Genomic DNA, 22,892 nt, shown 5'->3' with positions numbered 1-22,892 from the left:
ATGCGTAAAATCATCCACCTAGACATGGACGCTTTTTTTGCCAGCGTTGAGCAAAGGGATAACCCTGCCTATCGTGGCAAGCCCCTTGTGGTGGGCGGTGACCCTAATGGACGTGGTGTGGTCGCGGCGGCAAGTTATGAGATTCGCTCCTTTGGCGTACATTCGGCAATGAGCTGTTATGAAGCCAAAAAACGCTGTCCCCACGCCATTTTTGTCCGCCCCCGTTTTGATGTCTATCGTGGCATCAGCACCCAGATTCGAGACATCATGGGACGGCTAACCGACCTTGTCGAGCCATTGTCGCTCGATGAAGCCTATCTGGACGTTACAGGTCAGCCCCATTGTGGTGGGTCAGCCACACTCATGGCAAACTGGCTCCGCCAAGCGATTTTTGATGAAACGGGGCTGACAGCCTCGGCAGGGGTGTCTTTTAACAAAATGCTTGCCAAAATCGCAAGCGACATCAACAAACCCAATGGCATTGCCGTCATCACGCCTGACATGGCGGATAAATTTTTGTCAGAGTTGCCCATTGAGCGGTTTTTTGGTATCGGCAAAGCAAGTACCAAACGCCTGCACGAGATGGGAGTCAGTACAGGGGGCGAGCTTCGTAAACTCCCCCTTGATGAGCTGGTTCAACTGTTTGGCAATAAGCGAGGGCAGTTTTATCACGACATCGCCCACGGCAAAGATGAGCGAGCAGTCAAACCCGAACGTGTGCGTAAATCCATCGGCACAGAGATTACCTTTTTGCACAATTCTAATGATGATGATTTTATCCTAGCTCAGATTTTCGGAGAAAATGAGAGTACCTTTGCCGACCTTGGTAAGCGAAAATTGACCGCCCATACTGTTACCTTAAAAATCAAATACAGCGATTTTAGCCAAATTACACGCTCGGTCTCTGTCAAGTCCCCTTTTAAGCACAGCGACAGCGTCAAGCCTTACCTGATTGATTTATTTCACCACATCCCCAGAGAGCTTCCCATTCGCTTGGTCGGGGTTACGTTCTCAAATCTAACTCATCTTGATGATATGGTAGAACAGCTTGATTTGTTTGACGGGTAATTTATCAAGTCAAAATAAAACCCCCAAACTAGGCAGTTCGGGGGCTATCTTATAAATGATGATTAATTATTCATCATCTTCATCAGCTTTTACTTCGCCATCTTCTGACAAAATGGTAACCAAAATGTCAGCAGTGATGTCATGGTGTAGCTGAATGGTAACTTTGTATTCGCCTACTTGACGTAGTGTACCTTCTGGCAACTTCACTTCTGCACGGTCAACTGGCAAGCCAGAAGCGGTCAGTGCGTCAGCGATGTCACGAGTGCCGATAGAACCAAATAGCTTGCCTTCATCGCCTGCTTTGGCACGCATGATGACATTCACGTCTGATAGAGCATCAGCACGTTTTTGGGCTTCTTGTAGTTCTTTGGCTTCTTGTGCTTCTAGCTCGGCACGGCGTGCTTCAAACTTAGCAATGTTTGCTTCGTTGGCAGGCAGTGCTTTACCTTGTGGGATTAGGAAGTTACGACCGTAACCTGCTTTTACATCAACAGTCTCGCCAAGTTTACCAAGATTAACGACACGCTGTAATAGAATAACTTGCATGATGGTCTCCTAATTACTTGTGGTTGTCGGTATATGGCAATAGAGCCAAATAACGAGCTTGTTTGATGGCAACAGCAAGCTGACGTTGGTACTTGGTAGAAGTACCAGTGATACGGCTTGGGGTGATTTTACCATTTTCGCTGATGTATTGTTTTAGAAGTTCTACATCTTTATAATCGATGTGGGTAATGCCTTCTGCAGTGAAACGGCAGAATTTACGACGACGATAGAAACGTGCCATGAGTTATCTCCTTAATTATTCGCTTGCATTGTCTTCGCTCTCAGTCTCCTGAGTGCGGACATCATTACGGCGGTTGGCTTTGCGAGTACGCTTGTCTTCGGCTTCTTTTGCCAAAGGCGATTGCTCGGTAATCGCTTCATCACGGCGAATAACTAGGCTACGCAAAATAGCGTCATTGTAACGGAACAATTCTTCTAGTTGAGCCAAAGTCTCATCGTTACATTCGATGTTTAAAAGAACATAATGAGCTTTGTGGATTTTGTTGATTGGGTATGCCAATTGACGACGACCCCAGTCTTCTAGACGGTGGTTGTTACCGCCATTTTCTTCGACGATAGAACGGTATTTGGTTACCATGTCGGCAACTTGGTTGCTTTGGTCTGGGTGTACCAGTAGCACCACTTCATAATGTCTCATAAGGACTCCCTACGGATTAAAACAGCCATTATCACAGATAACAGCAAGGAGATTGAAAATTGATTGATATAAACCAATCTTTTAACAAAGTCCGCTATTATACACGAACTTTTTTATAAATAAAAGGGGAATTTAAGACTTTTGGGCGTTTTTCTCAGCTTCTTCAAGCAGTCGCTTTTGTTCTTGAATGCGTGCTTTTTCTTTGGCTTTGGCAATGTTCACTTCAATCACACCACGCAAAACCTGCCAAATCGCCCCGACAAAGAGCAGAACAATAAACACCATCAAAATCGGCAAAAAGGCACTGACCGCCCCCGACATGTCGCCCATCAAGACACTGTGAGCCACGCCCGCCACCGCAGGAGCAATTTGCCCTGTACCTGTCAGTGTATCACCAGGGGTCAAAAGTACCGCCACCGCCAATGCCCACAACATACCACCAATGGGTCGTGGCATGACACGCACCACAAAGATAAGCAAAAGTAGCACTAAAATAGACGCACCGACATACGCCAAAAATGGCAAATCATTATCTGGCACGTCCTTGACCAGATTTGACCACCAAATCACAAGCTCAGCAATGTACTCACTAATGGTATCCAGTGGCAGACTTTTGACAAGATTTTTTAGCCAATCCATAATTTATCAATCACAAAAACAATCGCCCTATTTTAGCATATTTTTTTGCCAAACTTCACAAATTTTCACTCAAATGCCGTCATTATCGTCATCAGTCATATTTTTTATCTTGCAAGGCTTTGGCACGGGCTAAGGCTTGCTGTGCTAGCACATCGCTTGGCGGAGCTTGCACATAATAGCCCTGCTCGGCAAGGCGGGCTTTGACTGTCTCAATGTCCGCTTGGGCAAGTTTGGTGCGTTCTGCCAAATCTAAGTGCATGACAAATTGACCAAGTCCCAATTTGGCTCGTATGTCGGACGGCAACACCCCAAGCCAATCACGAATCTCATCGGTGTCGTCAGGATAATTTGGGCGGGCGATATAGACATACCAGTCGGGGCTTTTTGGGAATTTATAAACATCACAGTGCATTTTTGTGCCTTAACATTACTAGTTAATTGAAAAACTCAATTAGACTTCTTGCGATACTAGGTTTTCCGTTAGCCCTGAGCCATGCCTGCAGGTGGCGGAAAACCGTTATGGTTCGACTTAGCTCACCACGAATGGTTTTCTTTAATTTGGGGTTTCGCAAGAAGTCTATTGGAAAAACTCAATTTTACAAATTATTTTATAAAATTTGCAAATTTTGCTTGTAAATTGTAGCATTTTTTTTCATAATAAGGGACGTAAATTTTCAGGAGAGATTTTTTTGCAAGATTGGTTTTTATTAAAACCAATCGATGATATTTAAAATATCAAGCGAAAAAACACCGAAGGCGTAAATTACCCCTACAATCGCTCAGGTAAAAGGACTGAAAAATTTAGATAATTCAAAAGGTTGTAGAGTTATCACAAAATCTGGAGAAGGCAGGTCATGCCTACCGAAGGGAAGAAAATGGTTAAATGTTAATATCTTAGCCATTGAAAATCTCAGGTAACAGGACAGATAGGGTGCTTAAAAATTGTTAAATCTTGGTTTACAATGGGCATGTTCAACACGCCCCTACTATCGCCAAATTTTAACAAAACGATTTTAATTTATTGTTTTATAAGCACTTTTAAAAAGGAAATCCAGATGTCTCTACAACGCACCCCCCTATTTGATGCCCACACCGCCACAGGTGGCAAACTTGTGGATTTTGGTGGTTGGGAATTGCCTGTCAATTACGGCTCACAAATTGAAGAACACCACGCTGTCCGCACGGACGCAGGTATGTTTGATGTCTCACATATGCTCGTTACCGATGTGGCGGGCGACAACGCCAAAGCCTTTTTACAAAAACTGCTCGCCAACGATGTCGCAAAGCTCGGTTTTGTTGGCAAAGCCTTGTATTCTGGTATGCTAAACGACAATGGCGGTGTGATTGATGACCTTATCGTCTATCGTATGAATGAAGACGAAACCGCTTATCGTATCGTCTCAAACGGAGCAACCCGTGAAAAAGACTCGGCTCACTTTGCTAAAGTCGGGGCGGAGTTTGGCGTAACCCTTACCCCCCGTTATGAACTTGCGATGCTTGCCGTACAAGGTCCAAAAGCTACCCAAAAACTACTCACCGTCAAGCCTGACTGGGCGGAAAAAGTAAACGCCCTAAAACCGTTTGTCGGTGTGGACTTGGGCGGTGATTGGTTTGTCGCTCGCACAGGCTACACAGGCGAAGACGGTGTGGAAGTGGTAATGCCAAAGGATTTTGCGGTAGAATTTTTCAATGATTTGGCAAAAGCAGGTGTACAACCTTGCGGACTTGGGGCAAGAGACACCCTAAGAATGGAAGCAGGCATGAACCTATACGGCAACGATATGACGGACGATGTCAGCCCACTTGAAGCAGGCATGGGCTGGACGGTGGATTTAAAAGACGAAAACCGTGATTTTGTCGGCAAATCAGCACTTGTGGCATTAAAAACTGCAGGCGTTAAAGCCAAACAAGTCGGTCTTTTACTAGAAGAAAAAGGCGTAATGCGTGCAGGAATGGAAGTTATTACCGAAAGTGGCAACGGCATGACCACAAGTGGTGTATTCTCCCCAAGTCTAAATCAATCCATCGCCATTGCCCGTGTGCCTGCTGACTTTACAGGCGAGCGCGCCAAAGTGATTATGCGTGGCAAAGAAGTGGAAGTACGAGTGCTTAAATTGCCATTTGTAAGAAATGGTAAAAAGCAGTTTGAGTAACAAAAGGGTGTAGATACACCTTAATTACCTGAGAGAAAAAAATGCGTTATTTATCATTTGTCATCGTATGTGTATTTGCCCTAAGTGGCTGTGGTGCCAAAGACCACTGTTTGGACTATGGCGGTTCTTATAATGAAACCACCAAACAATGCGAAAAGTAATTTTAACCCACTCACTAGGAGAGACCCATGAGTAATATCCCAAGCGATTTAAAATACGTTGCCAGCCACGAATGGCTAAAACTAGAAGATGACAGTATCATCACCGTTGGCATTACCGACCACGCCCAAGATTTGCTTGGCGATGTGGTATTTGTGGAATTGCCAGAAGTCGGTCGCACCGTCTCTGCCGATGAAGAGATTGCCGTTGTAGAGTCTGTCAAAGCAGCGAGTGATGTCTATGCCCCAATCGCAGGCGAAATCGTGGAGATTAACGAAGAGCTTGTAGATGCACCAGAGCTTGCCAATGAAGACCCTTATGGTAAAGCATGGTTCTTTAAAATCAAACCTACCAATCCTGCCGATTATGATAGCCTAATGAGTGCGGACGAATACGAAGAAAGTCTGTAATTAAAAAAATGGCGTAAGTTCAATTTGGGCTTACGCTATTGGTTTTATGGCAAGGTGCGTATTACGCACCGTTTTGGAATGATTTTTAAATTGGTGCGTGATACACGCCTTACCACAAAACTTGATTAAAAATTTAATTTAAAATGGTATTTTAAAAATAGTATTTTCAATTAAATTTAACCCAACCCTAAAAGGATAACTTATGTCATTTAACACCTTTTCCGACCTATTTTATGAAAACGCCTTTGTGCATCGTCATCTGGGCAATAGCACCGATGAAGAACAAGCCCTACTTTCTGTGGTGGGGGCAAAAACCCTAGATGAGTTTGTGGATTCTGTCGTGCCACAGTCGGTGCGTTTAAATAAAGCCCTTGATTTGCCCCTTGCAATGAGCGAGCATAACGCCCTTGCCAAACTGCGTGGTATGGCGGACAAAATCACGGTTGCCAAAAGCTATATCGGTCAAGGCTACTCGCCTGCTCGCCTACCTGCCGTTATCCAAAGAAATGTCCTAGAAAACCCCGGCTGGTACACCGCCTACACCCCTTATCAAGCCGAGATTGCCCAAGGGCGTTTGGAAGCCTTGTTAAATTTCCAACAAATGTGCATTGATTTGACAGGTATGGATTTGGCAGGGGCAAGTTTGCTGGACGAAGCGACCGCCGCCGCCGAAGCAATGGCAATGGCGGGGAGATGTAGTAAGTCAAAATCCAATGCCTTTTTTGTGGACGAGCGTACCTATCCGCAGACCCTAGATGTCATCAATACTCGTGCCAAATATTTTGGTTTTGATGTGGTGGTGGGCGATTTTGACGTTGCCAAAAATGGCGAGTTTTTTGGGGCGTTTTTCCAATATGTCGGCAAGGACGGTGATGTCGTGGACTTGACCGATGTGATCAGTGCGGTCAAAGCCAAAAACACCTACGCCATTGTCGCCAGCGACATTATGAGCCTTGTGCTACTCAAATCCCCTGCCCAAATGGGAGCGGACATTGCCCTAGGTAGCACTCAGCGTTTTGGCATTCCAATGGGCTTTGGCGGCCCGCACGCGGCTTATTTTGCCTTTAAAGACAAGGACAAACGAAGTGCCCCCGGACGCATCATTGGTGTAAGTAAGGACGCACAAGGTGGCACAGCTCTAAGAATGGCACTCCAAACCCGTGAACAGCACATTCGCCGTGAAAAAGCCAACTCCAACATTTGCACAAGCCAAGTCCTGCTTGCCAACCTTGCAGGTATGTATGCCGTCTATCACGGGGCGACAGGGCTAAAACGCATTGCCAGCCGTATTCACGCTTTGGCGGTGGCGTTTTATAATGCTGTAAAAGGGGAATTTACTACGGCTTCCGATGTGTTCTTTGACACCATAACCGTCAAAACCGACAAGGCAAGCGAGCTTGTCAAACTTGCAAAATCAAAAGGGTATAATCTGTTCCACAAAGGCGACTTGGTGGGCGTATCGTTCCACGAATTGACCGACGAAAAAGAATTTAATGAGCTGTGTGAAATTTTTGGCGTCAGTGGCAACCTTGACAAAGTGGAAAATGTACTGGGCGAGCTAAACCGTACGGACGACATTTTGACCCATCCCACCTTTAACAGCTACCACACCGAACATCAAATGCTCCGTTATCTAAAATCTTTGGAAGACAAAGATTTGGCGATGAACCGTTCAATGATTTCACTCGGTTCTTGTACAATGAAATTAAACGCCACGAGCGAAATGTTGCCGATTACTTGGGAAGAGTTTGCGGGTGTACATCCCTTTGCCCCAAGTGAAGACACGGTGGGCTATATTGAGATGATTGAAAGTTTGCAAACGCAGTTAAAGGCGATTACAGGCTTTGATGAAATTTCAATGCAACCAAACTCAGGGGCAAGCGGTGAGTACGCAGGACTTTTGGCAATTCGCCGTTATCACGAAAGCCGTGGCGATAACAACCGCACGGTCTGCCTAATCCCCCGCTCGGCTCACGGCACCAACCCTGCCACCGCCCAAATGATGGGAATGCAAGTCGTGGTGGTTGCCACAGATGACAACGGCAATGTGGACTTTGCTGATTTGACCGCCAAATGTGAAGAGCATTCTGCCAATTTGGGGGCATTGATGATTACTTATCCGTCCACGCACGGGGTGTTTGAAGAGGGCATCAAAGACATTTGCGACCTAATCCACAAGCACGGTGGACAAGTGTATATGGACGGGGCGAACATGAACGCCCAAGTCGCCATTATGCAACCTGCCGAAGTCGGTGCCGATGTTCTGCATATGAACCTGCACAAAACATTCTGCATTCCACACGGTGGTGGTGGGCCGGGTATGGGTCCGATTGGTCTAAAATCGCACCTTGCTCCGTTTATCCCAAGTCACAGCGTAAACCCTGTGTTTAACACCCAAAAAGATGAGAATGGGAACGGTCAAACTGCCGTTTCTGCGTCTCCGTATGGCTCGGCAAGCATTTTGCCAATTTCGTGGATGTACATCACAATGATGGGACGAGATGGCTTGCTCTCGGCAACCAAACGCGCGTTATTGAACGCCAACTATGTCGCCACAATGCTAAAAGACGACTACCCTGTACTCTATACAGGCAAAAACGGACGGGTGGCTCACGAGTGTATCATTGACATTCGCCCCTTAAAGGCGGAAACAGGCATTACCGAGACCGACATCGCCAAACGCTTGATGGACTATGGTTTCCACGCTCCGACCATGTCATTCCCTGTGGCGGGTACGCTGATGATTGAACCAACCGAATCCGAGAGCAAAGACGAGCTAGACCGCTTTGTCTCGGCACTCAAACAAATCAAGCAAGAAGCCTTAACAGTACAAAGAGGCGAGGACGGCTGGACGGCGGACAATAACCCATTGGTGAACGCACCACACACCCAAGCCGTCATCGTGGGCGAGTGGGACAGACCGTATAGCCGTGAAGTGGGAGCATTCCCATTGCCTTATGTCAAGGCACATAAATTCTGGCCGACTGTGGGGCGTGTGGACGATGTCTATGGCGATAAGAATTTGATTTGTAGCTGTCCGAGTACCCAGAATTATGAGTAAGTTTTGCTTATAGTTTGAAGTAAAAAATGCCACTCAATGAAAATTGGGTGGTGTTTTTTGTTGGTTAAAATTAATAAAAATCAGCGTTGCGGTATAAACTCTATCGTTGGCAAATGAGCTTTACCGCCATTATTCTTATGATAATGTTCTAATAAACTTTTTAATAGAATTAAATATTCACTGGCTTTGTCATAATTAGTACGAAAATCTCGAACAGCAAATCGTTTTTTCTTATAAAAGAGCCCATCATCACTATAAGTTATATGTTCAATCATTACCAAATAATGACAGTAATTTATTGCATCAAATTGTAGTATTGTAATGCATTCAATGTAGCTGTGATAAATGTCTTTAAAATGAATAACTTGTGTGCGGTTATTTTTAAAGTTAAACGGACTTCTTTTGATGACGGTGATTTTATTGCCATCAATCAAAACATCTTTTAAGCCATTTTTATGTTGATTAAAAATTAATATGGTAAAAGATATCAAGGCAATAAAAATCATTAACCACCAAATATTTTTATTATCAAACATCAATAATAAAAATAAATACAATATCGTTATGATGATAAACACAACAACAAAAATCGTGCTAATGATAACAAATATTTTTGAATGCTGTTTGCCGATTGGTAGGGCAAGATTAGTAATTTTATCATCACCTAATAGCTCACTTATCCCAACATCATCGCCAATGATTTTGGTAACATCACGCCCAATGTCCGCCACTCGCCCTGTCATATCAGGCGGAATGGGGGGCGGTATGACGAATGGGGTTATCTGTGGTATTCATAAAAAAATTGTTGCGATGATATTTGGCGATAGGGGCTAATTTTATCTATAATACGGCATAGTGTCAATTGGGAAAACTGATGAAAACCAACACCCTACTTGCCATTATCATTGTGCTTTTAACGATTTTAATTGGTTTATTATTTTATATGTTTAGCGGTCAAGCCGAAAAACGAGCCATTAACCACATCAAACAAGAGCTGAGTATTAAAAATGATGAAAAAATGGCAAAACTCAAACAAATCGCCTTTGACCACGAAAGCATACAGCTTGCCCAGTCCGCCATCAGCCATTTAAAAATGGAAATGCAAGTTCATCTAATAGACAGGGGGCAACTACCCACATCGCTTGCCGAGCTTAATTTGCCATCCAACTGGACACCCAGCAGTAAAATCAAGTCGATTACATTGGATAATCACTCAGTCTTTACCATTAAAATTGACAATGCCACCAGTAAAGGCACGCTGATTTATACGCCCGCCATTCATCAAAACAGCTACATTGACTGGCAATGCACCACACCTGATATTAAAGACATTGAGCGACATTTGCCAACATGTTCTTATACAGGCACGCCCTAAACTTGCCACATGAAAAATCCGCCTATCTTTATCATCATTTGGCATAGTTAAATTTTGGCAAAATTCTATAAGATATGGCTACTTTTATCAACGTAGCCAACAGGAATGAGCCATGACCGACCTATCCACCCTATCCGCCCAAAACGAGCAAGCGTTTAGCACAGATGACATCTATAGCGACCTTGTGCCACCGCACGGCAGTCCCACCCTTAAACCCCTTGTATTGACAGGCGATGAGCTTGCCAATGCCCTACAAACTGCCGAAAATTTACCCAAAATCACGCTATCTAGCCGTGAGCGTGGCGACCTTATCATGCTGGGTATTGGCGGATTTACACCCCTTGACGGCTTTATGGGGCAAGCCGATTATGAAGGCGTGATAGCGAGCATGACGCTCGCCCAAGGCGGTGTGGACGGCACTTATCAGGGCGTGTTTTTCCCCATTCCCATTACCCTATCCACTGACACCGCCACCGCAAACACCCTAAGCCTAGGCGACAGCGTGGCTCTCGTGGACGACACAGACGCACTCATGGGCGTGCTGATTATTAGCGACATTTACACCCCCAACAAACCTGCCGAATGCCAAGCCACCTTTGGCACGACCGACCCCAACCATGTGGGCGTGGCACAGGTGCTGGGCAGTGGCGATGTGTATTTGGGCGGAAAAGTACAAGTGTTTAGTCAAGGCGAATTTCCCACCGACTATCCCGAAATTTACAAAACCCCTGCCCAGACTCGGGCAATGTTTAAGCAAAAAGGCTGGAAAACTGTCTCTGCCTTTCAAACTCGTAACCCCATGCACCGCTCGCATGAATACCTTGCCAAAATCGCCATAGAAATCTGCGACGGTGTACTCGTGCATTCGCTCTTGGGCAAGCTAAAAGCAGGGGACATTCCTGCCGATGTCCGCCAAGAAGCCATTGGCGTGCTGATTGACAACTATTTTAAAAAAGACACCGTCATTCAGGCAGGCTACCCCCTAGATATGCGATATGCAGGCCCCAAAGAAGCCCTGCTTCATGCCCTATTCCGCCAAAATTATGGGTGCAGTCATCTCATCATAGGGCGAGACCATGCAGGCGTGGGCGATTATTATGGAGCGTTTGACGCTCAAAAGATTTTTGACACCATTGACAAGGACGCACTTATTACCAAGCCCTTAAAAATTGACTGGACGTTTTATTGTCATCGCTGTGGCGGTATGGCAAGCACCAAAACCTGTCCGCACGACTCGTCTCAGCACGTCAAAATCTCAGGCACAGCGTTAAGAGTTGCCTTATCAAATGGCGATGACATCCCCGAAACATTTAGCCGACCTGAGGTATTGGCGGTGTTAAAACGGTATTATCAGGGGGTGTGATTTTTATTTTTAAACTGCAGGGGGCAATGTATTTGCCCCTTTTTTTATTCAAATTAAAATTGGCAATTTTCCAAAATTTAACCCCATTTTCCCAGCCATAAATTCCCAAACTGAATAACGATTTCCCATTTTTATGTTAATCATTTTAAGTATTGTATTTTACAATAACTCATCTTTTTTAAATTGGACTAAAATTGGACTATCTCATGAAAACCGCCCTTTTACCCCTAAGCCTTACCTTATCCGCCCTTGCCCTAACCGCCTGTGGCAACAACCAAACCGCCAATCAAGCCACGACAAGCAACGCAAGCGGTCAAGTGGAGCTGTTAAACGTGTCCTATGACGTGGCACGGGATTTTTATAAGGATTATAATCCCATTTTTATCAAGCATTATCAAGGCGTAAACCCTGACATCAAGGTCAATATCAAACAGTCGCATGGCGGGTCAAGCAAACAAGCCCTATCGGTCAAAAATGGACTAGAAGCGGACGTGGTTACGATGAATCAAGGCTCGGACGTGGAACTACTTGCCGAGAGTCAGCTTGTGGACGGTAAATGGCGACAGAACCTGCCTAACAACGCCATTCCTTTTACCAGTACGATTGTCTTTATCGTGCGAGACGGCAACCCTAAGGGTGTAAAAGACTGGGCGGATTTGGCGACAGACGACAAGGAGATTATCATCGCCAATCCAAAAACATCGGGCAACGGTCGCTATGCATTTTTGGGAGCGTACGGCTATGGGCTACACGCCTTTAATAAGGACGAAGCCAAAACACATGAGTTTGTCAAGGGCTTACTTGGTAACGTTAAAGTCTTTGAAAATGGCGGACGAGCGGCAACCACGACATTTGCCCAACGTCAGATAGGAGACGTACTAATTACCTTTGAAAATGAAGCCAACGTCATCAAAGAAAAATTTGGCAATATCCAAATCATTTACCCAAGCTATACCATCAATGCCGAAAACCCTGTGGCAGTGGTGGACGCAGTTAGTGCCAAAAAAGGCACAACAGACGTGGCAAAAGCCTACCTAGAACACCTATACAGCGATGAAGGGCAGGAGCTTGCGGTCAAGTATTTCTTACGTCCAAGCAATCCCGACATTCTTGCCAAGCACGCCGATAAATTCCCCCAAATGCAGACCTTTTTCCCCAATGATGTATTTGGCGATTGGCAGTCTATCATGACGACTTATTTTAAAGAAGGTGGCGTATACGACACATTGGCGGTGGGGGCGACAGGGCAATTATCGCAATAAGCCAAAAGCATATTAATGATGTTAAGTCCGTTTTATGCGGGCTTTTTTGGGTTTAAAATGGCAAAATATTAAGCGTGTTTTAAGTGATTTAATATTGCCTATCACACCAATTTGGGCTAACATAACCCAAACTTTTAAGAAAACCCTAAGACAAACCCATGAAAACCAAATTTATTATTTTTGCTCTAATTGCTACACTAACAGGCTGTGTAAACCAAATCCAAGTGCAAAGCCAAGCACAAAACCAAAGTTGCCAAGAGCTTTATCTTACCAATCCCCAATCCGCCATTAACATTTGTCAAAATGAGCTAACACAAAATCCTAATAATGCCGAATTGCAGTTTTATTTGGGATATGCTTATGTAAACATAAAAGATTATACCAAAGCCATTGGACTACTTACCAAATCCGCCAATCAGGGATTAGCCCCAGCTCAATATAATCTTGGGGTGATGTATTACAACGGACACGGTATAAAACAAGATTATCAAAAAGCATTTGAGTGGTACACCAAATCCGCCAATCAAGGATTGGTTGAAGCCCAATACAATCTTGGCGTAATGTATGAAGGAGGGCAAGGTGTAAAGCAGGATTATGTCCAAGCCCTTGAATGGTTTGTCAAATCCGCCAATCAAGGATATGCCCAAGCCGAGTACAATCTTGGGGTGATGTATTACAACGGACACGGTATAAAACAAGATTATCAAAAAGCATTTGAGTGGTACACCAAATCCGCCAATCGAGGATATGCCCAAGCCGAGTACAATCTTGGGGGAATGTATTATAATGGTCATGGAATAAAACAAGATTATACCAAAGCCCTTGAATGGTTTACCAAATCCGCTAGTCAAGGAGATACTTTTGCTCAAAATAATCTTGGGGCAATGTATCATAGTGGAGAAGGCGTAAAACAGGATTATGTCCAAGCTCTTGAATGGTACACCAAATCTGCCAATCAAGACAATGCCGAAGCCCAATATAATCTTGGAGTGATATATCACAACGGAGATGGTGTAAAACAAAACCCAAACACCGCCAAGCAATGGTTTAACAAAGCCTGTGAAAATGGCTTGGAAATCGCTTGCCAATACCGCTAACCCATACAAAGATAAATAAGCCCGTCAATGTACGGGCTTATTTATGTCAATTTTGTATAAATCCCAAAACCGAAAATTCATATTCCTTTTTGTCAGTATCATAATTTTGCCAATCTTTTAAAATAAGCCTACCATTTTTACACACAAGATACCATGACAATCCACACCACACCAACCACACAAGTCACCCCCGTCCGCAACAAGCAAAGACGCATCATGCCGTTTTTTGGGCTAAGTCTGGGCGTGAGCGTGTTTGCGTTGTCGCTACTGGTTGTTTTGCCGTTTGTCATGATGATTTTGACCACGCTTGGCATGGGGTTTGGCGAGATTGTCAGCACCATAAAAGAGCCACAGGTTTTTTATGCCATTAAATTATCCCTATCCATGGCGATTTTGGCGACCTTGACCAACCTAGTCTTTGGCACGCTCATCGCTTGGGTGCTGGTGCGGTATGACTTTTGGGGCAAGTCGTTCATCAACGCCCTTGTGGATTTGCCCTTTGCCCTACCGACTGCGGTTACAGGCATTTCACTTGCCACGCTCTACGCCCCTACAGGGTTGTTCGGACAAGTGTTCGCCAAACTTGGTATGGCTACCACAGGCGAGCCGATTCGCATTGCCTTTACGCCCATTGGTATTTGGCTGGCTTTGGTGGTGGTGTCGTTTCCTTTTATCGTGCGAGCGGTGCAACCTGTGCTTGCCGAGCTGTCGGTAGAGTTTGAAGAAGCGTCTGCCGTCATGGGGGCGAGCCGTTTGACGACTTTTGTCAAGGTCATCCTGCCCGAGATTGCCCCTGCCATGCTCATCGGTTCAGGCATGATGTTTGCCCGTGCCACAGGCGAGTATGGGTCGGTGATTTTTATCGCAGGCAACATTCCCATGCAGTCAGAAATCCTACCGCTTATCATCGTCTCAAAATTGGAGCAATTTGACGTGGCGGGAGCGTCTTGCGTGGCGTTGTTTATGCTCCTTGTGTCGCTGGTTGTTTTGTTTGCCATTAACTTTGCTCAATGGAAACTCTCGGCACGACTTGGGGCAAAAACGAATTAAACAAAAGCCAAATGAAAAATAAATTTATTTTTAAAATAAGGGCAAATTTTTAATGATAAATTTGATATATATGGTCGATTAACCCCAATTTGCACCAATACTAAATTTTAAAAAAATTCATTTGTCGCATGGTAAGGTGCGTAATACGCACCTTGCTGTCATTGGTGTATCTTGAAGTTAATTGATTATAAAATAGATTTAAAAATGATAAAAATTGCAATTATTCCACAAGGGCGAATAAATTGCCCCTACACGTCCAATTTAAAATATGTATTTATTTAATCATAATTGAAAATTGCAAAAAGTAAATTATCATTTTGCATTTACCCAATTTTTAAAACCCATTTAAACCCAAACCCAACACGGAAAAAACATGGCAACCCAATCCACCTACGACTACCAACACCACCCCACCACCAAAGACCCTGCATGGGTCAAATACACGCTCATCGCTTTGGCGGTGTCGTTTATGGCGGTCATGCTCGTTGTGCCACTTATTGCCGTGTTTTATGAAGCCCTAAAAGACGGCGTGAGTGCCTATCTGTCCGCCCTTACCGACCCTGACGCATTGCACGCCATTAAGCTCACCTTAATCACCACCGCCATTGTCCTGCCTATCAATACCGTGATTGGCGTAGCGTTAGCATACCTGATTACTCGGCACAAATTTCGGGGCAAATTTATCATCACCACCTTGCTAGACTTGCCCTTTGCGGTGTCGCCTGTCGTGGCAGGTTTGATGTTTGTCTTGCTATTTGGGGCAAATACACTCATCGGCTCGTTTTTTGAAAGCCTAGGCATAAAAATCATCTTTGCCACCACAGGCATTGTGGTTGCCACACTGTTTGTAACCTTTCCCTTTATTGCCCGAGAGATTATTCCGCTCATGCAGTCCATTGGCGATAGCGAAGAAGAAGCAAGTCTCACGCTTGGGGCGAACGGCTGGCAGATGTTTTGGCACGTTACCCTACCTAATATCAAATGGGCGTTGCTCTACGGCATTATCCTAACCAACGCTCGGGCAATGGGCGAGTTTGGGGCGGTGTCGGTGGTGTCGGGGCATATTCGAGGCGAGACGAACACCATGCCACTGCTCATTGAGATTGCCTATAACGAATATGCCTTTATCACCGCTTTTGCCCTGTCAAGCCTGCTTGCCTTGCTTGCTCTTGTTACCCTTGCGGTGCAAAATGTGATGAGTCGTAAAAAGGTTGGGCGAAGTTGAGTTTTTTAATTTGGTTAAATTGGATTTTTAATTAAAATTTAGGTAAACCAATTACCACTTATCAAATATTTTTAACTTGTAAAATCAATTCATCATCAACACGGATACCACCATGAGCATTGATATTAAAAACATTCATAAACGCTTTGGCGAATTTACCGCCTTAAATGACGTAAGTTTTTCGGTCAATTCTGGCGAACTTGCCACGCTACTTGGACCATCAGGCTGTGGTAAAACTACCTTACTGCGGATTATTGCAGGATTAGAGACGTCCGACACAGGGCGGATTTATTTTGACGGCACGGACGTAACCGACACGCCCGTACAACAGCGTGGGATAGGCTTTGTTTTTCAAAACTACGCCCTATTTCGCCACAAAACAGTCGCCCAAAACATCGCTTTTGGCTTAGAGCTACTGCCCAAACACCAACGTCCCACAGGGGGCGAGATTGATAAGCGAGTGGCACAGCTTCTTGATTTAATTCAGCTTCCCCACACCAAAGACCGCTATCCGCATGAGCTGTCGGGTGGTCAGCGTCAGCGTGTGGCATTGGCTCGGGCGATTGCCACAAACCCCAAATTATTACTCCTTGATGAGCCGTTTGGGGCGTTGGACGCCAAAGTGCGTAAAGAGCTACGCACGTCCCTACGCCAAATCCAAAAGGACATTGGCATCACGTCCATCATGGTAACGCACGACCAAGAAGAAGCGGTTGCTGTGTCGGACACCATTGTCATCATGAATCATGGCGTGGTGGAGCAACTGGGCAAGCCTGATGAGCTATTTGCCCGTCCTAATAGCGAATTTGTGGTGGATTTTTTGGGGCTTTAAAATATCATTCTATTTAGCTGATTAAATGGTGCGTATTACGCACCCTACCGCCATTTGGTGTATTTTGACGTTAAATGATACACCCAAGAAACTTTAAAATTACTACAAATACAATGATGTGTGGGCGTAGGGGTGTGCTGAGCACGCCTTGTATAGTCATATCATCAAAGGGTGTGCTCAGCACACCCCTACAAACCCGTGGTAAATATCAAGTTGGTTGGGTGTAATATAAAAACTACCTTGTAAATATTTTAGGATTATGTTAAATAAATTAAGCATAAAAAAACACGCCCCATTGGACGTGCTTTTAGGGCGTGCCTGACTTTGGTATTTGCAATGAAAAATGCCTGTTAAAAAAGCAGGGGAATCGCCCGTTTTTCAAGGAAAAAACTTGAAGCTGATAGTTATTCTATCAAGCAAGTTTTCGCCTTCGAGCCACAATCCGACCACTTAATTTTAAAAATTAAGTAAAAAATCTTAAAATTTACACAGTTAAGTGGTCGGATAGCCGTTTTTCATGCAAAAATCGATAAAAGCGTTAAATTTTCACCTTATTTTATAAAATGTTATCAATGGCAGGCACGCCCTACTAGTTAATGAAATTAACCTTTTAACACCGCAAAAATCTGCTCTTTGACCGTATCAATGGCTTGGGTGCCGTCAAACTGGTGATAAGACGGAGCATTCTCGCCCGACTGAGCCACCGCTTGATAATGCCCCACAAGCGTGGCAGTTTGGGTGTGATAGACTGACAGGCGGTCTCTGACGACTTCTTCTTTGTCATCATCACGCTGTACCAGCTCTTCGCCCGTTACGTCATCTTTACCGTCCACTTTTGGCGGATTGTGAATGATGTGATAAGTGCGACCTGACGGCAAATGAGCTCTGCGACCTGACATACGGCTGACAATCTCATCATCAGGCACGCTAATCTCAATGACATAATCAATGTCCACGCCTGCATTTGCCAGTGCTTCGGCTTGGGGAATGGTGCGTGGAAAACCGTCAAAAATACAGCCATTAGCACAATCAGGTTCGGCTAGGCGGTCTTTGACCAGATTAATGATAAGCTCATCAGAGACCAACTGACCTTCATCCATCACGCTTTTGGCAAGCTTGCCAAGTTCCGTGCCGTTTTTAATGGCAGAGCGAAGCATGTCGCCTGTGGAGATTTGGGGAATGTTAAACTCCTTTGAGATGAACTGAGCTTGTGTGCCTTTGCCCGCCCCTGGGGGACCTAATAAAATAATACGCATGAGTACGCTCCAATGAATCTGAGATAAAATAACACTATAAACCACATTGCCCTATTGTTCAAGTGGTATTTGACCACTATTTATTATAAAAATAATGGCATTTGCCAAACTTACGGCACGATTTGTGAGATTTCCAAATTGACCGTATTTTGCCCTTTTTGCAATATCACAGGGTTCGCCATCAAGTCGCCCGATTCGCTGACCGCCCCACCACTGTGGCTGATACGAGCATTGACTGCAAGGCTAACCCCTGCTTCACGCCCTGCCGTCAAGGTACGCTCGGGCATCATCGCATCCAAATCACTAAGCGACACCGTTACTCCCTGCACCAACTCACGCACCGATAAGCGTTTGACCGCATAAGGAGCACCGCCTGCCACGTCCGAGATAGAGACGAACAGCACGGCATTCTCATCGATTTGGGGGAGCAGACTACTTGCCACACTCACATGGACATTGACCCCTGCCATCGCTTTGGCTTCTTGGGCGTGAATGGTCGCCATCAGCTCATCTAGGCTTGCCAATGCCGACTGCCTGTCCGCACCGCCCTTACTGGTGATACTCTCACGCAGTTTGGCAACCCATGCCTTTGCCATCGTAAAGTTATTGGCACGTGTCTCGCCCATCGCCATCATCATCATCGCCCCTTCATGGTCTGGGGTATTTGAGAGTATGCCATGCAGGACATCACGAGCGGTCGCATCTAGCACGCCATTATTAGCAAAAAAGCTGGACTGAGCATAAGTAATGGCAATCTCATCATTGCTCTGGTCAAGACGATAGGCACGAGCTAAGGCTTCTAAGGCTTGGGGCGTGGCTTCTAGTGCCATGAACAGCTCGGACAGTCGCATCCAGCGGTTGGGGTCATGGGCGTGATGATGAACGTTGGTCTGCATGGCACTGATGAGTGCGGTGCTATCAGCGGTCGCCCACTCGGGGGGCGTGTCTATCTTGCCCGTTAGCAAATCGTCCGCCACTTGTCCCACGCTGTCTTGGGCTTGCCACAGCTTAAACACAGACGTGCGGTCAGCGGTTGTCAGATAAGCAAGCCCTGCCAGCACAGGTATCCACACCATGACAATGGCACGGCTTTTGATACCCACAGGGGCATAGGTCTCGGCATGGGTCTGGGCATCTAACAGTTGGCGTTTGAGTTCAATCTCGCCTGCCTGAAAAGTCGCATCATCAATCCGCCCTGCATCTTTATCCGCTTGTAGTTCGGCAATCCGCTCGCCAAACACCGCCACATTGACCGCCATGAGCTGATTGTCCACCGCCTTTTGTCCTTTAAGCCACGGATAAATCACCACCAATGCCAATACCACGCACAGCAGTACGGCTAAACTAAAAAACAAGAACAGCGTGGGGGTCATGGCGTATCCTTATCGGTTTGGGTGTGGGAATTTTGGGAATTTTGAGCATTAAAATGTTGGGCTTGCTCTGATTTGGAACTTTGGTGCTTGGCTAAAATCTGAGCAACTCGCTCTTCTTCGGCTTTGGATAAGGTAGCAACTTCATCAACCGCCACCGTCCGCCCTTTTTTGGCTTTATAAACCCAGCCTAAAATAAACACCACCAACAAAATGGGCGGAAAAAACCACAAAATCCACGTGGACGGGCGTACAGGCGGTTTATAACTGATAAAATCACCATAGCTATCAAACATAAACTGGCGAATCTCGGTATCGCTCCTGCCATCCTGTATCATCTGATAGGTTTGGTTTTTTAAATCCACCGCAATCGGAGCGTCCGACCCTGCTAAGTTTTGGTTTTGGCATTTAGGGCAACGAAGCTCTTCGATGAGTGCCTTATAACGGGCTTCGTCTTCGGCGCTTTTAAATTCATAAATCTCAATCGCCCCAAAACTTGCCGTACTTATCATCAAAGTCCCGACCACTGCCAGTATGGATAAGGTGTGTTTTAAATAAAATTTCATCATTGGCACGCCTGTGTTCTTTGGATTTGGTTCGCTTGGGGATTGGCTAGGGCATCCATACATGGCTTGATACTTGCTGTCCAGTTGCCTTCGTGTATCTCGCCTGTGATGTGCTTATAGACCACGCCATTGCCGTCCACCACGAACGTCTCAGGGGCTCCTGTCAGTCCCAAACTTAGCCCATATTTACCGTCCAAATCCTGCACCGAGTACAAAAACGGGTCTTTGTATTGGTTCAAATAACCCAACGCATCGGCAAGCTCATCTTTGTAGTTCATGCCCACCATTGGCACGCCTTGAGCGTGTAGCTCCATTAAAAAGGGGTGTTCCACCTTACACGTCGGACACCATGACCCCCACACGTTCATTAAAAATGGCGTTTTTGGCAAATTGTCATTGGTCATTATTCGATTGGGGTCGGATAATAAGGACAAGCTAAACGCTGGCAAGGGCTTATTCATGCTTGTAGTAACCACGATGTCTGTTGGCTTACCCAAACGGTTAAAAAACATCACCATGAGTAAGGCAAAGATGATAAAGGGAATCAAAAAAATCATCATGCGTTTTTGAGTGCGGTTCATGGTGTCATCTCCCCTGCATTGTCATTGACTTTTGTGGTTTGGCTGTCTTTGTCGTTATCTTTGCTAACGTTTTCATCATCTTTGATAACCTTGCCATTATCTTTGCTGTTATTTTTGCCATTGTCTTGATTAACCGTTGTTGGGCTTAGTTTGCTCTTTGCCAAGTCTGCCTTGACTTTTTTCATGCGATAGCGTTTATCAAGCATGGCAATAAACCCACCCAACGCCATGATGATAGAGCCAAGCCACAGCCAACGCACCATGGACTTGACATGTACACGCACCGCCCATGTGTTATTATCCACCTTACCGTCTTTGACAATCGGCTCGCCTAAGGCGACATACAGCTCATTAAACAGGCTCGCTCGCAGTCCCACTTCGGTCATCGGCATCATGGAGACGACATAGTTTCGCTTTTCAGGATAGAGCTTGGTAATGAGCCTGCCGTCTGCTTTGACTTGTATGGTCGCCCGTGTGGCATCATAGTTGGAACCTTGCACTAGGTCAAAATCTTGTAGATAAAAATCATAACCCTGCACGTGCGTGCTGTCGCCCACCGTCATCGCCACGTCTTTTTCCATGCTTAACGCACTCACGCCTGCCACGCCCAGTGCCGTAACCAGCACACCGATATGGGCGATTTGCATGCCATAATAGCTTGGGCTAAGTTTACGCAGTCCATTGGTAAACCCCTTAGCATGGCGAGTTTTGTCCTTAATGTCAAGCCCGATAAACAGTAGCACCCACGCCGACAGACTCGCCGTGATATAAATGGTATGGTCAAAGGACGTATTCTCACCCAGTAGGTTTATCATATACCAACCCACCACACCCAGTAGCAAGCTACACACTACCGTCATCATAAGTATTTTTAACATCGGACGGCTGTCGTATTTATACCGCATGGTTGCCCCCACCCCCATAAGGGCAAGTAACACCCATGATAATGGCACAAATAACGCATTAAAATACGGCGGGCCCACCGAGACTTGACCGAGTTTAAAGGCATCAGCGATAATCGGATACAGCGTGCCTAACAACACCACCAGTGTCGCCACCAGTAGAATGATATTATTAATAACCAGTATGGTCTCACGAGATTTTAACTGATAAAAACTCTCCACGGTCAAACGCCAACCACGCAGAGCAAACATCAATAAGCCCCCGCCAATGACCGCCCCCAAAATCGCCAAAATCGCCATGCCACGAGTCGGGTCAGCGGCGAACGAATGCACAGAGGTAATCACGCCCGAACGCACCAAAAACGTCCCCAAGAGCGACAGAGCAAAGCCAAAAATGGCAAGCATAATCGTCCACGCCTTGAATACGCCACGTTTTTCGGTAACGGCAAGCGAGTGCATGAGAGCAGTACTGGCAAGCCACGGCATCAAGGACGCATTCTCCACAGGGTCCCAAAACCACCAACCGCCCCAACCTAGCTCATAATACGCCCACCACGACCCAATGGCAATCCCTAAGGTCAAAAACACCCACGCCGCCACCGTCCACGGACGAGACCACCGTGTCCACACCGCATCAAGCCGACCCGCCCACAGGCTTGCCATACAAAAGGCAAATGGCACGGCAAGCCCCACATAACCCATGTACAGCATGGGCGGATGAAAAATAAGTCCGGGGTCTTGGAGCAGTGGGTTCAAATCCGCCCCGTCCACAGGCAGATTTGGCAGTGTCCGCACAAAGGGACTTGAGGTAAAGGTCAGCATAGCAAGCATCATCACTTGCACCCCACCAAGCACCGACAGCACTCTGGCTCGCATGTCCAGCGGTAGCCCACGGCTACACACCGCCACGAGCATACACCACGTTGATAGTATCGTCAGCCACAGCAGTAGCGAGCCTTCATGTCCGCCCCATGTCGCTGATAGCTTATAGTACCACGGGAGTAGGCTGTTAGAATGACCTGCCACATACACCAAACTAAAATCGTTGTACAAAAACCCTGCCATGAGTGCCACAAAGGACACCAGCATCACCAAAAACCCTGCCACGGCAAGGCTTGGGGCAAGGCGTTGCCAAGCGGTCTGATGTTTTATCACGCCCAGTGCAGGCAGGACGGTTTGTAGTATCGCAAGCACCAACGCAAGCAGTAAGGCAAAATACCCCAGTTCGGTGATTAGCATAAAGACATTCTCATCAAGTTAGCGACGGCTATTTGGGTTTTGTTTTTACTAATTTTTAAAAATAAAATTGATAAAAATTT

General features: G+C 45.8%; 20 protein-coding genes, 2 pseudogenes and 2 riboswitches. Of the genes and pseudogenes, 11 read left to right on the top strand and 11 right to left on the bottom strand.

Annotated elements, in window-relative coordinates:
* Positions 1-1,068 carry a DNA polymerase IV gene (dinB, locus tag K941_RS0103390; RefSeq protein ID WP_029102501.1) on the top strand — a complete coding sequence of 356 codons (1,068 nt, stop codon included), beginning with the start codon at positions 1-3 and terminating at the stop codon, positions 1,066-1,068.
* 66 nt (positions 1,069-1,134) lie between these two features.
* Here dinB and rplI read toward each other — a convergent pair whose 3' ends face one another.
* The 5 genes from rplI to K941_RS0103365 form a co-directional block, all read right to left on the bottom strand.
* On the bottom strand, positions 1,135-1,614 hold the full coding sequence (gene rplI / locus K941_RS0103385; protein ID WP_029102500.1) for a 50S ribosomal protein L9: 480 nt from the start codon (positions 1,612-1,614) through the stop codon (positions 1,135-1,137).
* A gap of 13 nt (positions 1,615-1,627) precedes the next feature.
* Positions 1,628-1,855: a 30S ribosomal protein S18 gene (gene rpsR, locus K941_RS0103380; protein ID WP_003657491.1), complete on the bottom strand. Its 228-nt coding sequence runs from the start codon at positions 1,853-1,855 to the stop codon at positions 1,628-1,630.
* A gap of 15 nt (positions 1,856-1,870) precedes the next feature.
* Positions 1,871-2,272, bottom strand: a complete 402-nt coding sequence (gene rpsF / locus K941_RS0103375) for a 30S ribosomal protein S6 (protein ID WP_029102499.1) — start codon at positions 2,270-2,272, stop codon at positions 1,871-1,873.
* Between the two features lie 132 nt (positions 2,273-2,404).
* Positions 2,405-2,911, bottom strand: coding sequence for a hypothetical protein (locus K941_RS0103370; protein ID WP_029102498.1), 507 nt, complete (start codon positions 2,909-2,911; stop codon positions 2,405-2,407).
* 91 nt (positions 2,912-3,002) lie between these two features.
* Complete coding sequence (locus tag K941_RS0103365; RefSeq protein WP_029102497.1) at positions 3,003-3,323, bottom strand: YcgL domain-containing protein; 321 nt, start codon at positions 3,321-3,323, stop codon at positions 3,003-3,005.
* A 253-nt stretch (positions 3,324-3,576) separates the two neighbouring features.
* Positions 3,577-3,716, top strand: a riboswitch (glycine riboswitch).
* 23 nt (positions 3,717-3,739) lie between these two features.
* Positions 3,740-3,847: riboswitch (glycine riboswitch) on the top strand.
* Between the two features lie 119 nt (positions 3,848-3,966).
* On the opposite strand from K941_RS0103365, the gene gcvT reads away from it, so the two are divergent.
* The 3 genes from gcvT (at position 3,967) to gcvP (ending at position 8,694) form a co-directional block, all read left to right on the top strand.
* Positions 3,967-5,064 (top strand): glycine cleavage system aminomethyltransferase GcvT, encoded by a 1,098-nt coding sequence (gene gcvT, locus K941_RS0103360; protein WP_029102496.1) that lies wholly within the window; start codon positions 3,967-3,969, stop codon positions 5,062-5,064.
* 188 nt (positions 5,065-5,252) lie between these two features.
* On the top strand, positions 5,253-5,633 hold the full coding sequence (gene gcvH / locus K941_RS0103350) for a glycine cleavage system protein GcvH (RefSeq protein WP_029102495.1): 381 nt from the start codon (positions 5,253-5,255) through the stop codon (positions 5,631-5,633).
* A 202-nt stretch (positions 5,634-5,835) separates the two neighbouring features.
* Entirely contained in the window at positions 5,836-8,694 is a 2,859-nt protein-coding gene (gene gcvP / locus K941_RS0103340) for an aminomethyl-transferring glycine dehydrogenase (RefSeq protein WP_029102494.1), read from the top strand.
* An 80-nt stretch (positions 8,695-8,774) separates the two neighbouring features.
* Here the strand turns inward: gcvP and K941_RS0103335 are convergent, their stop codons facing one another.
* Positions 8,775-9,425, bottom strand: coding sequence for a hypothetical protein (locus K941_RS0103335; protein WP_147287555.1), 651 nt, complete (start codon positions 9,423-9,425; stop codon positions 8,775-8,777).
* Between the two features lie 143 nt (positions 9,426-9,568).
* Here K941_RS0103335 and K941_RS0103330 point away from each other — a divergent pair, with 143 nt between their 5' ends.
* From K941_RS0103330 to K941_RS14590, 7 genes and pseudogenes are all read left to right on the top strand, one after another.
* A complete protein-coding gene (locus tag K941_RS0103330; RefSeq protein ID WP_029102492.1) occupies positions 9,569-10,069 on the top strand; it encodes a pilin in 501 nt (166 codons plus the stop codon).
* Positions 10,070-10,181: 112 nt separating this feature from the next.
* Positions 10,182-11,432 carry a sulfate adenylyltransferase gene (gene sat, locus K941_RS14600; protein WP_084137660.1) on the top strand — a complete coding sequence of 417 codons (1,251 nt, stop codon included), beginning with the start codon at positions 10,182-10,184 and terminating at the stop codon, positions 11,430-11,432.
* A gap of 206 nt (positions 11,433-11,638) precedes the next feature.
* Complete coding sequence (locus K941_RS0103320; RefSeq protein WP_036387363.1) at positions 11,639-12,694, top strand: sulfate ABC transporter substrate-binding protein; 1,056 nt, start codon at positions 11,639-11,641, stop codon at positions 12,692-12,694.
* A gap of 158 nt (positions 12,695-12,852) precedes the next feature.
* Positions 12,853-13,791 carry a tetratricopeptide repeat protein gene (locus K941_RS14595; RefSeq protein ID WP_051225836.1) on the top strand — a complete coding sequence of 313 codons (939 nt, stop codon included), beginning with the start codon at positions 12,853-12,855 and terminating at the stop codon, positions 13,789-13,791.
* Between the two features lie 153 nt (positions 13,792-13,944).
* The gene (gene cysT / locus K941_RS0103310) at positions 13,945-14,841 is read left to right on the top strand and encodes a sulfate ABC transporter permease subunit CysT (protein ID WP_051225835.1); all 897 of its coding nucleotides are present in this window, start codon (positions 13,945-13,947) and stop codon (positions 14,839-14,841) included.
* 373 nt (positions 14,842-15,214) lie between these two features.
* A complete protein-coding gene (cysW, locus tag K941_RS0103305; RefSeq protein ID WP_029102489.1) occupies positions 15,215-16,066 on the top strand; it encodes a sulfate ABC transporter permease subunit CysW in 852 nt (283 codons plus the stop codon).
* Positions 16,067-16,178: 112 nt separating this feature from the next.
* Positions 16,179-16,892, top strand: a pseudogene (locus K941_RS14590) (sulfate/molybdate ABC transporter ATP-binding protein); the annotation flags it as partial.
* Between the two features lie 608 nt (positions 16,893-17,500).
* Here K941_RS14590 and adk read toward each other — a convergent pair.
* The 5 genes and pseudogenes from adk to K941_RS14580 all read right to left on the bottom strand — a co-directional run.
* Positions 17,501-18,154 (bottom strand): adenylate kinase, encoded by a 654-nt coding sequence (adk, locus tag K941_RS0103295; RefSeq protein WP_029102488.1) that lies wholly within the window; start codon positions 18,152-18,154, stop codon positions 17,501-17,503.
* A gap of 110 nt (positions 18,155-18,264) precedes the next feature.
* Positions 18,265-19,527, bottom strand: a complete 1,263-nt coding sequence (ccmI, locus tag K941_RS0103290) for a c-type cytochrome biogenesis protein CcmI (protein ID WP_029102487.1) — start codon at positions 19,525-19,527, stop codon at positions 18,265-18,267.
* Positions 19,524-20,093 (bottom strand): cytochrome c-type biogenesis protein, encoded by a 570-nt coding sequence (locus tag K941_RS14585; protein WP_084137659.1) that lies wholly within the window; start codon positions 20,091-20,093, stop codon positions 19,524-19,526. The genes ccmI and K941_RS14585 overlap by 4 nt, the downstream gene beginning before the upstream one ends.
* Positions 20,090-20,671, bottom strand: a complete 582-nt coding sequence (locus tag K941_RS0103280) for a DsbE family thiol:disulfide interchange protein (RefSeq protein WP_029102486.1) — start codon at positions 20,669-20,671, stop codon at positions 20,090-20,092. Before K941_RS0103280 ends, K941_RS14585 begins: the two co-directional genes overlap by 4 nt.
* Positions 20,672-20,796: 125 nt before the next feature.
* Positions 20,797-22,812 (bottom strand): annotated as a pseudogene (locus K941_RS14580) (heme lyase CcmF/NrfE family subunit); the annotation flags it as partial.
* Between the last annotated feature and the right edge of the window lie 80 nt (positions 22,813-22,892).

It is taken from the genome of Moraxella caprae DSM 19149, assembly GCF_000426885.1.
In the GTDB taxonomy this organism is placed as follows: Bacteria; Pseudomonadota; Gammaproteobacteria; order Pseudomonadales; family Moraxellaceae; genus Moraxella; species Moraxella caprae.
The sequence above is the reverse complement of the archived record's forward strand: the minus strand, read 5'-3'. Positions and strand labels throughout refer to the sequence as shown.